We start from the raw sequence: 13,547 nt of genomic DNA, 5'->3' as shown, positions 1-13,547 counted from the left end.
GTTTAAGAGAGTTAGCATTTTTTAAAGTACTTACCGTTTCAAAAATTTTAGCTAAAATAAACACATGTCGATAAAAATAAGTGGCAGTCTGTCATATGACTCATTTCCCGGCCAAACTATGGAATCGTTTCCGGCGACTTCCCCGCTATTTCAGAATATTCACATATCTGTTGCTCAGCTATGCTTGTTACGCATTGATACTGGGCGTAATCACACCGCTGGTTCTTCAGTCTCAGGCACCGAAAAAGCTTAGTGAGCTACTGGGAAGAGAAGTACAGATCGCTCATATCAGTATTAATCCGTTTTTATTGCGTACCCGAATCGAAGATTTCCGGATTCTGACACAGGATCGACAGGAAAATTTTGCCGGTATCGGCCATCTGGAGTTAGAGCTCAGTTTCTGGCGCAGTGTCTTTCATCTGACACCGACAATCGATCACTTATATATCGAACAGCCGCAACTCACTCTTGAACGGCTGGTATCGTCTTCGGATCAGTCCCGCTTCAGTTTCAGCGACATTGTCGATCGCCTCGCTTCCCGGCAGACTGAAACAAATCCGGAACAGAAAACAGAAACGGCAACCACAATTCCCGGTTTCCGCAGCAGAGATATTCACCTGTCACAGGGAAGTTTTCAGTTCCATGACCAGATCACCGGTGCCCGACTCGCCTATCACGGACTCGATTTCAGTCTGCAACAGCTGGATACACAGGCACTCACGCTGAGTCTTCCTCAACCCGCACCCGGCAAATCATCTGAATCAGAATTGAAACCGCAGCACAACAAATATACGGTGCAGATCACCGGGGCCGATCAGGGACAATTGCAGCTCAGCGGTCAGTTTCAGCTTCAGCCTCTGGAAGTCAGTGGCAATCTCTCGCTTCAGTCCATGACGCTGGCACCTTTCTGGCCTTTTGCTGCGAAAATGATCCCGGCCCGCCTCACCGGAGGCGTTATCGACTTTCATTCAGACTATCATCTCAGCAAAGAACAGAATCGTTTCGTTTATAGCACGCAACAAGGTCAGTTTACTTTGCAGCAACTGGTTTTTCAGGACGCTCAGTCCCCGAAAGTGAAACTGTCACGGCTTGCTCTGGACAACATTGGGTTAAACAGCAGTAAACAACAGATTGATATTGCCCAACTGCAACTCTCCGGTTTATGGACCGACGCGCTTCTGAACCGTCAGGGACTCGATTTACAGCGTCTCTTTACTCCAGTCCCGGATAAACCTGAGTCTGCCAGCCCAGAGCCGGCATCAGACACGCCTGAACAACAGCAGGTATCAGAGCCCTGGCTGGTCCGTCTGCATCAGCTACAGATGACCGGAACCGATCTGAATCTGACTGAGCAGCAACAGACTGATGGCGTACACTGGCGGCTTCATCACATGTCACTCTCGACCGGCGAAATTCTCAGTGATCTCAGCCAGCCCATCGATTACCAGCTGGCACTGGATATCACTTCTGACAGCCACCAGCATCCGGAAAAACCCAGAGGCCATTTCACAACGCAGGGAACCATTGATGCTAAAGCGCTTCAGGCAAGTGGTGATATTCATCTGCAACAGTTAGATATCAGTCAGTTTCAGCCTTATCTGCAACCCTATCTGAATTTACAGCTCAGCCATGGTTTGCTATCGACACAGGGCCATTTCAGTGTGGAACCATCAAATCACACAGCGCTTTATCAGGGGAAAGCAGCACTGAATCAACTGATGATCAAAGATACACGGAACCGCCAGCCTCTGTTGAAATGGGAATCGATGGCGATTGATGCGATCAAGTTTGATCAGGCAGCACAACAGTTGACCATCCATGAAATGGTGCTGGATAAGCCCTATGCAAAAATCCTGATTGCCAAAGACAGAAAAACCAATATCGATGATATTGTCGTTTCAACCAAGGCAGCCGAAAAATCTGAAAAAGCCGCGTCTCCGGTCAAACCCAAAGTGACGGAACCTTCGCAGACAACAGAACAACAACCATCCTTTCAGCTTGAGATCGGCGCAATCAGAGTCAGACACGGTTCCGCTTTTTTTGCTGATCAGTCACTGACACCGAATTTTGCTTCCGGAATCGAGTCTCTGGAAGGTGAAATCAGCCATTTATCATCAACTCCCGGAACCAAAGCATTGGTGAATTTAACCGGAAAGATTGATCAATATGCGCCGGTCACCGTCAAAGGTGAAGTCAACCCGCTGTCCAGTCCGCCTTATCTGGATTTAGACGTCGGTTTCCACAGTGTTGAGCTGACTTCCGTGAATCCATATTCAGGGACTTATGCCGGTTATTACATCGATAAAGGACAACTTTCATTAGGACTGCAATATCAGTTAGAGAACAATCAGCTCATCGGTAAAAACCATATTGTGATTGACCAGTTACAACTGGGGAAAGCCAGTCATTCTGACCAGGCACTCAATCTGCCACTGAAACTGGCAATTGCCCTGTTACAGGATCGCAATGGCGTTATTGACCTTGGTCTGGATATCTCCGGTGATCTTGACAATCCCAGCTTCAGTTTTGGCAGTATTATCATGACGGCGCTCACCAATATGATCGCTAAAGCGGTCACAGCACCGTTTGCCTTACTGGCAGGATTAGTCGGCAGCGATGATGAACTTAACATCGTCCGGTTTGATGCCGGTAGCGCTGTATTGAGCGATACGGAAAAAGACCGGTTGAAGAAACTCTCCTCAGCTCTGACAGACCGGCCGAAACTGCGGGTCAGTGCCGAAGGCTTAGTCTCATTTGCTCAGGACAGTCAGGTTCTGAAAGAGATGAAGCTGAAACAAGAACTCCAGAGACTCAGTGGTCTGGAGACGCTTCCGGCGGATCTCAGCGCCAGCCGTTTCCCTGCCAGCGGACCATTAGCTGATACACTGAACAAACTATTTCAGGACCAGCTTCAGATTCGACCGGCAGAAGAACGCCTGAAGGTAGAGCAACGCCTGCAAGATGAGAATCCGGAAGGAACTCCCGATCCGAAGGTGGTAACCACCCGACTCCATATCGGGATGTACAATCAACTGCTGAATGCACAAACTGTCAGCCATGATGAACTCGGCTATCTGGCCCAGCGTCGAGCTCAGGCAGTCAAAGCATTTCTGGTGAATGAAACCGGTCTGGCACCGGAACGTATCTTCCTGCTGGATAGTAAAACGGAACTCAGCGATAACAACAGTCAGGTTACGCTGACATTGAGTACCGATTAGTCCGGAAAGGCTGCCCGAACTATTTCAGGTAGCCGGTATTATCTCGGTCTGACGTGAAGCTCATCCTGTACAAAATCTCTGAATGCCTGATTGGCGCGGGACAGATGACTACCCCGCCGCCATGCCAGACTCATATCAATCGTAAAAGGCTGAGTAAATGGCCGGGTCACAATATCATCGCCATCCTGAATCACGACTTTCCACATCGGAGAAATCGCATATCCCTGACGAATGACTGCTTTAATTAACGGCAGGAGATTACTGGTAAAAGCGACATTAGGTTTCATCTGCGCCTGACGACTGATCTTTTCGATCAGTGCATGATGGTAATAACCTTTTCGGAACAGAACTAAGTCATGGGCCAGAAAATCACTGTATTCAATCTTTTTTTTCTCCGCCAGCGGATGATCCGTCGCCATACAAACCACCATTTCCTCCCGGACCAGACGAATGCTTTCCAGCTCAGGGAGTAAGTCCTTATCGGCAACCACTCCGATTTCAATCTCACCATCCATCAGAAGTTGCCGGATATTACGCGTCCCATCATCGATGATATGCATTTCCAGAGCGGGATGGCGGTGTCTGAATGCCATCAGCAGAGGCGGGAAAAAATATGACCCCAGCATGCTGGGAACACCAATCAGAACTTCCCCCTGTTCCAGTCCTTCCAAGGCCTGCATGGACAGCCTTGCATCATCGGCCTGTTTTACAATCAGCTGGGCATGGCGGATAAAGTTTTCTCCGGCCCGGGTTAAACTGACACCACGTTCACGCCGGTGGAGCAAAAGAATATTCAGCTCCGACTCCAGTTTCTTAATACTGGCACTAATGGCAGGCTGAGCAAGGCTAAGATGGCGGGCTGCTCCAGAAATAGAGCCGTATTCAACGACGGCAATCAAATGTTGAAGTTGTTTTAATTCCATAGTCCCGGAACGGGTAACCTCTCAATGGTCTAATTTCACCTATTATACGTACAATCCGGGGATCGAACCGGTAAGTTCATCAATGATCCGGCTCTTTCCCGTTTGTCTGAAAACCCTCACACCGAGACTTCTTTTTCAACAGCGGCTTTCGGTTCTTCTTCCGTGATATCCACATCCGGTAACAGTAACGTACACAAAATCGCAGTTAATCCTCCGGTCGTGATCGATGATGAAAATATTTTCTGAACCAATGGTGGCATGCCCTGAAGTAAGTCCGGTACCAGCGCTACACCGAGACCAAGGCCAAAAGAAATCGCGACTGTCAGAACTTTCTTGCGATTAAACTCTTCACTGGCAAGGATCCGAATACCTGCTACTGCAATCGTTCCGAACATCAATGTTGTCGTCGCGCCGAGTACCGGCTTGGGAATGCTTTGCAACACCGCTCCTACCGCGGGAAACAATCCCAGTAAAATAAATATCCCGGCGACAAAGAAACCGACATAGCGACTGGCGACACCCGTCAGTTGAATCACCCCGTTATTCTGACTGAACGTTGTATTCGGAAACGTATTCAGGCACCCGGCCAGTAAAGAATTCAACCCATCACCAAGAACACCACCCTGAATCCGTTTTTCATAGACCGGCCCGGAACAGGGCTGACCTGAAACCCGGGAACTGGCCGTTAAATCACCGACCGTTTCAATCGCGGTAATCACAAAGATGAACATCAACGGCAGAAACGCTTCCCAGCTAAAACTCAGTCCATATTTAAAAAACTGCGGAATAGCGACCAGTTCGACCTTGTCCAGCCCCGGAACAGAAACTTTTCCCAGAATGGCAGCAACCAGACAACCAACCACAAGACCGATAAAAATGGCTGACAAACGCAACATCGGATAACGGGATAACTGCAATATCAATACGGTTAAAATCACCAGAGCAGCAATCCCGAGATTACGGAGACTCCCAAAATCTTCGGCCCCGAATCCACCGGCAATATCGGTAATACCCACTTTAATCAGGCTCAGACCGATCAGACAAACGACGATCCCGGTGACTGTCGGTGTGATAATTTTGCGTAATTTACCTAAAAAGCGGCTCAGAGCCATCTCAATAAATGAGCCGACCATGCAGACACCAAACACCGTTGCCAGAACTTCCCGTGTATCGCCGCCCTGACCTTTAACCGCCAGTCCGGCAGCAATCACACCACCGACAAACGAGAAACTGGTTCCCTGAATACTCAGAAGCCCGGAACCAACCGGCCCGATCCCCTTCACCTGAATCAGAGTCGCTACACCAGAGACAAATAAGGCCATACTAATCAGATAGGGAATTTCTTCTCCCAATCCCAGCACGCCACCAATCACGAGTGTTGGTGTAATAATACCGATGAAACTTGCCAGCACATGCTGAAACGCAGCAAGCAATGCTGCACCAGTTGTGGGCCGGTCTTCCAGTTGATAGATCAAATCCTTTGTTGAAGACATGACATATTCCTTTATTGTTGAGCATTGATGGAACAGTTGGAACACTGAATACAACTCCTGTGCCAAAGCATAAAAACATATTTATATCAATGCATTACAACAGAACAGACAAAATCGAGATATCATTTATTGACTAACTGGTTAGTTTTTTGCGCTATGTTTGGGCAGCATTATTGGATCCGGCACCAAGGCGGGGCATATGACGATTAAGATAAAATAACTGCCTCACGCAGCCATTTGTTGCATAAAAACAAACTAAAAGTCTCACCAATTGGCTTTATTTCATAAAAAATAACACTTATTGTAGATATTCATCGTCAACCTCGTCTTAAGATAGAAGGGCATTCACTTACTAAGGATTGATTCATGAAACTCAGTACACTTTTACTTCTGTTAGGAAGTTCTCTCACATCGATGGCAAGCTCAGCTCTTGAACTGACCAGTAACGATATACATGAAGGCGAACGGATGAGCGCCACTTTCGAATTTCAGGGCTCCGGCTGTCAGGGCAAGAATCTGTCACCACAACTCACCTGGAAAGATATACCTGCCGGTACTAAAAGTTTCGCTCTGACCACCTATGATCCGGACGCTCCGACAGGCAGTGGCTGGTGGCACTGGGTGGTGGTTAACATTCCGGCACAGGTTACGACACTGAATCGAGGTGCTGATGTGACTAAAACCGGAGCAATGGAGTTGGTTAACGACTACGGCATTCGCCATTTTGGTGGTGCCTGTCCTCCGAAAAAACACGGGATGCACCGTTATCAGTTTACCGTTTGGGCGCTACCGGTAGAGAAACTTGATATTGCACCAGATGCTTCTGCAGCTGTCGCTGGTTTTATGCTCAATGCCATGGCTCTGGATAAAGCAAAACTCACTGCAACTTACGTCAGATAAGGATTGCACGTATGGCATCAACAGCCTTTACCGTTCACCATTACAGAGGATGTTATGCCCAGCATCTACGGAATGTTTCGATTCTGACCCCCAGTCTCATCTGGGTTCGTTCCGGAAAGAAATGCTGCCATTATCAGGGGAAGCAAATCGATATTCAGGGCAAGCGTTTGTTACTGACCCGGGCGCATGAAAAACTCACTTTCGTGAATATTCCCGAGTCCCATTCGTTTTCCTCAATACAGTTCTGCTTCCTGCTCCCACCGGAGCAGACAATGCTGGCGTTCAGCCATTCACATGCAGATCATACGCTTCCCTATCTGGATCTGACTCCGCCCTTGCAGGAAACACTTTCTGTACTTTCAACACTGTCTGCAAAAGATTTCAGTCAGGAAAGTCAGAAATACTGGTTATATGCGCTCTATCAACAGCTGGCGGAAATCGGGAAATTGCATATCCTGTTTCCTGATACACCGTGCTCACTTGCCCAACAGGTAAGTGAGTATTTGCAACAGCAGCCGGATAAACCTCATCAGATCGAGCAGATCTGCCCGCATTTAGGTATGAGTAAATCAACGCTGATCCGACGTCTGAAAGCAGAAAACACCGCCTTTCGGGAGATTTTGCTTAATGTCCGGTTAAACCATGCTGTCGGATTGATGCAAGAAGGTGCCACAAACCAGCTGGATATTGCACTGGCCTGCGGCTATCAGTCACAGGAAAGGTTCAGTCAGCAGTTTTCAAAAACATTCGGACTCTCTCCCAGACAATATCTGAATACGCTGGAAAAGTAGCATGTCAGGAAAACATCCCTGAAAAATGAAGCGGGCCGAAGCCCGCTTGCTCAATAAATCACACCAAACCAAGATTACTCCCGTTCAAATGCTCCCAGATCCGGAGCCTGTCCGGCATAATAAAGCCCTTCATTCGAACCGGCATCGATCAGTTGAGAACCCGGATTCAGCCGGAACAATGGCGTAAACGGTAACGTGCCGTCAGCGTGACGGGTAACTGTAGCAAATGAGGTATCCAGACTGAGATAATCAGACGTAGAAACCGATGGTCCGTTATCCCATGAGTTATAACGGGCATTCGCATTCGCAATATCCACACTTCCGTCAAGAGAGACATTATTCCGGAAGTAATGACGCTGCCCGGATTGCAGGCTTGTGCCAAAACCGTAGTTGATACCATTGTGATAAGAGAAATTATTGATCAGTGTAATACCTCCGGTATTACTATTCTGATCAAACCCTTTGTTCACATTACCAAAGGCAACCGAGTGAGTGATACGGTTATTCTCTAAGGCCTTCTTACCTCCCAGTTTAAAGCCGTTACCGTTGCCGCTGAAATTGCTGTCATTCCAGTAGTCAATCCCATTCTGAAATGCCCAGCTATATTCGATCGTTACTGTCTCCGGACTATCGTAGGTATCAAATCCGTCATCAGAGTTATCCCAGGCCCGACAGCCAAAGAAATAGTTTCCCGGCCCCTGCTCCTGTTTAGAAGCAAACCCATCGGCCATTCCGCCATTTTTCTTCGGATCATAGTTACGGTATGAGTCCGAATTGATCACTGAGGTATACGAACCACCTTTATTGATCTCCAGACCACTGTTGCGGTTGTGGTGGAAGGCACTGTTTTCAAAGGTATTGTGACTACCGGTGACATAAACGCCCTGATAACCGGCGCGGGTCACTTCGATTCCTTTCAGATACCAATAGTCTCCGGTCATGTAGAAACCGTAGCTGTTCTGTACCCACTGCCCTTGTGGGAAGGAAAAATCAAATACAGCCCGTCCACAATCGGCAGCCACAACATAAATCGGTGCACCGTTACTGCCGGAACGACTAAGTCTGATGGTATTTTTATTACCGGCACGATAAGCAACGGAATAAGTTCCGGGTTGCAGCAGAACCATTTCTCCGCCACGCACTTTTTCCAGTGCGGTGGCATAGTCCAGCGGTGAAGAGAAGCTACTGCCACTGTTATTCGGTGAGCCATTCGGGGTAACGTAGTAGATACGGCTGGCATTCAGCCCACTGGTTGTGCCTTCACAACGGGTAGCCAGAGCACTGTTCACCAGCGGATGTGGTGTCACACCAGAACAAGCGGCCGCTTTTACACGGTTACCGGATACCGTCAGTGAATCGATATTAGCCAGCCCCGAACTGCTGTCCGACTGTAAATGAATCGTCACAACTCCGGCAGGAAGATAGACCTGTAATGAGTCGGTCCGCCACCGGTTCCATCCTCCGGTTGAATTTTGAGGAAGTGCATACCGGGAACCATTAATCTCAACATGTGCCGCCCGGCTGTCTGCTGAGCCGTTTGCATAACGGAAGTCAAACGAATATGTTCCCGCAGAGCCGACTTCTACCTGCCAGACAACTTGTGTATCCGATTGATTAACAACATTAACATAACCCTTCCCGGTATAACCTGAGTTACTGGTTTCCTGCGGGTCGCCGTCAGCACTACAGAAACCAGGCTGATCTTCCTGAATCGTCAGCGTCTGAGCCGATATCTGAGTACTGCAGAACAGAAGAAAAAGTGTGGGTAATACAGATGTGATGCGATTAAAGCTATTCATGATTGATAAACCTCATCAGGCATTGTTTGCGCCATGCAAACCAAATTCATGTGGCTAACTTAACTGATGAGTGTTCATATCCAATTCATACTGGTGCCGTGTTGTCAGTCACAGAGCAGAGAACCAAAAGCACTCACCACGGAAAATAGCTAACAGAGACAAAGCAAAGGGGCTCCTTTATCGGCCGCCCCTTTGACACTTCATTTTCCCAGCCGGGACAAATTAATTTTTGTAAACTTCGAACTCGGCAATGGCTGGTGTGCCATTCGCTGACTTGATTACAAAATTTACTTTATCCAGATTGGTATCCGGGAATGTGATAACGTTAGGAACTGAATTGCCTGATGCCAGTGTTGCACCATTGTCATTATTGACCAGAGACCATGATGTAACCGTTCCCTGAGTACCGGAAAGTTCAACAATTCTGACCGCATTAATTGTTCTGTTCAGACGTTTCACACTGATTGTTCCGGTTCTGCCCTGTGGCGACCAGTAAGTGCTGGTATCTCCATCGGTGACGTTGCCATAGCTGGTACCACTACCTTTAGAGCTACCATCAGCCGCCGCATTCAGAGCCAGATTAGTACCGCTGGTTGAGCCGCCGTCATTGCCGCCTGAACCACCATCGTTACCGCCACCAGTACTGCCACCGCCAGAATTGCCATCACCCGGAGTTACGCTACAGCTACCATCGGATACAGCAAGACCTTTATTCGCACCGGCTGTCGCCATCACAATCGATGGAACACAGCTCGCTTTATCCGGATGATAATCGTAAGGAATACTGATCGATGTGGTTGAAACCGGATTCGGACCTGCCGGATGCAGTTTGCTGCCATCACTTGACCAGGTCACATTATCCCAGATGTTACCGCTCACATCCCAATATCCCATGTCATTGGTATAGAAAGTACCCAATGGATCTTTGGAATCTTTGACATAGTTATTCTCTGCCTTAATTTTTCCACCGATTCTTGGATTCATACCGGAAGAGATAAGGCCATTGTAATAGTTGTTATAGGAGTGTGCCGTCGCATGACGTAACAGTGGTGTACGTGAATTGATATTTTCGTAGTAGTTATGGTGGAAAGTCACAGGACCGTTATTACTATCGCTATCACTGGAACCAACCAAGCCACCACGGCCGGAGTTTTTCAGTATGCTGTAAGACAAAGTGACATACTTAGTGTTGTTTTTCATATCAATCAGAGCATCATATCCGTCACTCTCACCACCACTGGCTTCTAGCGTAACGTGATCAACCCAGACGTTTGATACATCTTTCTCCAGACCGATTGCATCCCCGCCATTTGATGTCGGAGAACCTGATTTTTTTACATTTCTGACATGAACATTACGAATGATAATGTTGGATGAAGAACGGATATGAATACCCAACTCATCAAATAGTGCACCATTTCCGACACCAATCAGTGTCACGTTACTGATGTCTTTCAGTTCAATTTTATCTGCTGCTGTATTACAGCTATCCCCGGAAACTTTGGATGTATTTCCGTGATTGATTGTTCCTTCTACCTGAATAATGATTGGTGTGTCACTTGAAGCCCGGTTACACAAAGCTTCATGAATTTGAGTACCTGTCGTAGCATAAACAACATTTCCCCCTTCGCCTCCGGTTGTTCCGCCATTACTAGTGTGGAAACCGTTTGCAAATGAAGGTGAAGAAATTAGTGCTAGAGATGATATCAGTGAAGCCAGTACGGTGTACTTAAATTTTCTGTCGATCATCATGCTCTTCCTTATCTATATATCTATATATTTAAAAATATCTGCCGTCTTTTTTGTCTGTCTTTAATGGCAGCAACAAACTATGTTGTAAATCAATGAATAAATTCCCAGTCGCTTGTACCTTAAAAACCCCTCCGCTGACTAAAGAATTATTTATATATAACAAAACAATATTCTCTTTAAAATGAAACGTTGTTTCTTTTTTGATCTGGGTTAAAATTTAAACATTATTTTTTTGGAAGCTCTTTTTGTTGAGGGACTTCACGTTATATGAAATTTTCTCTGGTAGACTTACAGCAGAATGAATCTGAAATCAAATAACTAAAAGCACAATTAAATAAACACTCTTGATAGGGTTATTAGTTTTGGAATAACGTTTCATTTTCACAAAAAACAATAAGATATATTTAAATACATACAGAAATATCAATTTAAATATATAAATTTAAATAATAACTACCACGATAAAATATATACAGGCTTATTCACACACAAGAAACAACAGCGTCAATTAGGCATAATTATGAAAAAAATCAAATATATATCTATCATCACGTGGGTATTGGCTACCTGTGCTGCAAGCTTTAGCGCACAGGCAGCCTTTCGGTTATCAACCTCCAATGATTTTTATACTGTCGATACCAATGCTGGCGTCGTATTCAGTATACGAAGGACCGATAACGGGGTCAGTACTCAATCAGCCGGAGATCTTGCTTCGCTCAAAATTAATGGTGTTGAGTATCAGAACCAAAAGAGAGGCTCACAAATTAATTCGGGATTTGACTGGTTATATAAAAATACCTCGAGTGTGCAAGTCTCTGCTCAAAACTATCAGAACCAATATATAAAAATTACGGTTCAGGCTGGCGATCTCACCCATTATTATATGGCCAGAAATGGTTATCCATATATCTACATGGCTACTTATTTTGCATCTGAACCAAATATTCATGGTCATGTGCGTTATATTTTAAGACTACAACGTAGTCGACTCCCTAATGGACCAGAGCCTTCCAATATTTCTCAAACCGTATCTACGGTTGAAGCCAGTGATATTTTTGCGCTATCCAATGGAGAAACACGTTCCAAACATTATTCAAACATGCGTCTGAAAGACTGGAGTTCCATTGGTGCTACCGGATCAAATGTTGGTGTCTGGTTAGTCCGGGGAAGTCAGGAAGGTGGTTCCGGCGGTCCTTTCTATCGTAGCTTGCTCAATCAGGCAACAACAACCGATCAGGAAATCACCTATATCGTCAACTATGGTGAAGCTCAGACAGAAGCATTCCGCACCGGCATACTGAACCATTACACAATGGTCATCAATAGCGGCCAGGAACCACCAGCCGATGGCGATATTAATCTTTCCTGGTTCTCACAAATGGGCCTGAGAGGCTATGTTGCCGAGTCAAACCGAGGCAAGGTTGCCGGTGTCGGTATCACCGGACGTGATTCGAACTATGAATACACTGTCGGTTTTGCTAACAACCGGGCTCAGTACTGGGCGACAGCCAATCCAGCCAGTGGCTATTTCAGCCGGGACAATATGTTGCCAGGTACTTACACCATGACAACATACAAAAACGAGCTGGCAGTGAACACCCAAACGGTGACTGTCAATGCCGGACAAACAACGGTCTTGCATTCATATGAAATTACCGGAGACCCAAGTAGTGACAATGCTATCTGGCGTATCGGCGACTGGGACGGAACTCCACGGGAATTCCTCAACGGCGATAAACTGACTACAATGCATCCTTCAGATGTCCGTATGGCAGACTGGAATCCGTCGAACTTTATCGTCGGCAGCACTCAAGCCAGCGCATTCCCGGCTTATATGTGGAAAGATATTAACAATGACCATGTTATCTACTTCCGCCTCAGCAATGAACAGCGCGCAAAAGCACACCGGGTCCGGATTGGTATTACTGTCGCTTATTCTGGCGGACGTCCTAAAATTTCGGTCAATAACTGGACATCATCAAATCCGTCCCCTTCTTCTCAGCCAAAAACACGGACTTTAACGGTCGGGACTTATCGGGGAAACAACACGACTTATACATTTGATGTTCCTGCCAGTGCCTGGGCCAGCGGTAACGACTGGAACCGACTGACTGTTACAGCAATTAGTGGATCGGGTATGAGTGGCTTCCTGTCTGCTGGTTACAGTATCGATAGTATCGACTTACTCAACTAAAGAAGAGCTTTCGCTTCCTTGCGGAGCTAAACTGTTATCATCAGCATCCTGTCGAATCATCGTCGGGATGCTGATGTCTATTCTGATGCATCATCACCCATCCAAATTATCACCTTTTGCTTAACCTACTTCTGCCTGATTACAGATGCCGTCCATATCTTTTTATATGGATATAACCGGTTTAAACATCCAACGTTGCCCAATCATTTAATTTCCGGGAAGCAAGCCAAACTACTATATGATTATAGTGTTAAGAAACAAGCTGTTAAATGTGACTCATGTTAATATTGTATGTGTTAATAATTTTATTTTTATATATGGACTTAATAGAAATATGCCCTTTCTATATGACAACTTCCTATATGAAACTTGTTTATTCTTAGACTTACTTCTCTGTTTCCTATCTTTCCTCTCTTACTCTCCATCAAAATTGGAACCGCTTACATAAAAAGTTCAACAGAAATAATGTGCATATAA

8 protein-coding genes are annotated in these 13,547 nt (G+C 46.2%); 4 read left to right on the top strand and 4 right to left on the bottom strand.

The window, feature by feature from the left end:
• Positions 1-95: 95 nt before the first annotated feature.
• Positions 96-3,218, top strand: coding sequence for a DUF748 domain-containing protein (locus tag OCU74_RS05970; RefSeq protein WP_087480705.1), 3,123 nt, complete (start codon positions 96-98; stop codon positions 3,216-3,218).
• A gap of 38 nt (positions 3,219-3,256) precedes the next feature.
• On the opposite strand, the gene OCU74_RS05965 is transcribed toward OCU74_RS05970, so the two are convergent.
• Positions 3,257-4,141: a LysR family transcriptional regulator gene (locus OCU74_RS05965; RefSeq protein ID WP_087480704.1), complete on the bottom strand. Its 885-nt coding sequence runs from the start codon at positions 4,139-4,141 to the stop codon at positions 3,257-3,259.
• A 116-nt stretch (positions 4,142-4,257) separates the two neighbouring features.
• Positions 4,258-5,634 (bottom strand): uracil-xanthine permease family protein, encoded by a 1,377-nt coding sequence (locus OCU74_RS05960; RefSeq protein ID WP_087480703.1) that lies wholly within the window; start codon positions 5,632-5,634, stop codon positions 4,258-4,260.
• A 366-nt stretch (positions 5,635-6,000) separates the two neighbouring features.
• Here OCU74_RS05960 and OCU74_RS05955 point away from each other — a divergent pair, with 366 nt between their 5' ends.
• Both OCU74_RS05955 and OCU74_RS05950 read left to right on the top strand, forming a co-directional pair.
• Positions 6,001-6,534, top strand: coding sequence for a YbhB/YbcL family Raf kinase inhibitor-like protein (locus OCU74_RS05955; protein ID WP_087480702.1), 534 nt, complete (start codon positions 6,001-6,003; stop codon positions 6,532-6,534).
• 11 nt (positions 6,535-6,545) lie between these two features.
• The gene (locus OCU74_RS05950) at positions 6,546-7,325 is read left to right on the top strand and encodes a helix-turn-helix transcriptional regulator (RefSeq protein ID WP_087480701.1); all 780 of its coding nucleotides are present in this window, start codon (positions 6,546-6,548) and stop codon (positions 7,323-7,325) included.
• 74 nt (positions 7,326-7,399) lie between these two features.
• Here OCU74_RS05950 and OCU74_RS05945 read toward each other — a convergent pair whose 3' ends face one another.
• Both OCU74_RS05945 and OCU74_RS05940 read right to left on the bottom strand, forming a co-directional pair.
• Positions 7,400-9,124 carry a right-handed parallel beta-helix repeat-containing protein gene (locus OCU74_RS05945; RefSeq protein WP_087480700.1) on the bottom strand — a complete coding sequence of 575 codons (1,725 nt, stop codon included), beginning with the start codon at positions 9,122-9,124 and terminating at the stop codon, positions 7,400-7,402.
• Between the two features lie 222 nt (positions 9,125-9,346).
• Positions 9,347-10,876 (bottom strand): pectate lyase family protein, encoded by a 1,530-nt coding sequence (locus OCU74_RS05940; protein ID WP_087480699.1) that lies wholly within the window; start codon positions 10,874-10,876, stop codon positions 9,347-9,349.
• A gap of 520 nt (positions 10,877-11,396) precedes the next feature.
• Here OCU74_RS05940 and OCU74_RS05935 point away from each other — a divergent pair.
• Complete coding sequence (locus OCU74_RS05935) at positions 11,397-13,070, top strand: rhamnogalacturonan lyase B N-terminal domain-containing protein (RefSeq protein WP_087480698.1); 1,674 nt, start codon at positions 11,397-11,399, stop codon at positions 13,068-13,070.
• The last annotated feature ends 477 nt before the right edge of the window (positions 13,071-13,547 follow it).

Source organism: Vibrio mangrovi (assembly GCF_024346955.1).
Classification (GTDB): Bacteria; Pseudomonadota; Gammaproteobacteria; order Enterobacterales; family Vibrionaceae; genus Vibrio; species Vibrio mangrovi.
The sequence above is the reverse complement of the archived record's forward strand: the minus strand, read 5'-3'. Positions and strand labels throughout refer to the sequence as shown.

Excerpts from the sequence above, each read along its gene's own strand:
- OCU74_RS05940 (WP_087480699.1), bottom strand. The coding sequence starts at position 10,876 with ATGATGATCGACAGAAAATTTAAGTACACCGTACTGGCTTCACTGATA.
- OCU74_RS05935 (WP_087480698.1), top strand. The coding sequence starts at position 11,397 with ATGAAAAAAATCAAATATATATCTATCATCACGTGGGTATTGGCTACC.
- OCU74_RS05955 (WP_087480702.1), top strand. The coding sequence starts at position 6,001 with ATGAAACTCAGTACACTTTTACTTCTGTTAGGAAGTTCTCTCACATCG.
- OCU74_RS05960 (WP_087480703.1), bottom strand. The coding sequence starts at position 5,634 with ATGTCTTCAACAAAGGATTTGATCTATCAACTGGAAGACCGGCCCACA.
- OCU74_RS05945 (WP_087480700.1), bottom strand. The coding sequence starts at position 9,124 with ATGAATAGCTTTAATCGCATCACATCTGTATTACCCACACTTTTTCTT.
- OCU74_RS05965 (WP_087480704.1), bottom strand. The coding sequence starts at position 4,141 with ATGGAATTAAAACAACTTCAACATTTGATTGCCGTCGTTGAATACGGC.
- OCU74_RS05950 (WP_087480701.1), top strand. The coding sequence starts at position 6,546 with ATGGCATCAACAGCCTTTACCGTTCACCATTACAGAGGATGTTATGCC.
- OCU74_RS05970 (WP_087480705.1), top strand. The coding sequence starts at position 96 with ATGACTCATTTCCCGGCCAAACTATGGAATCGTTTCCGGCGACTTCCC.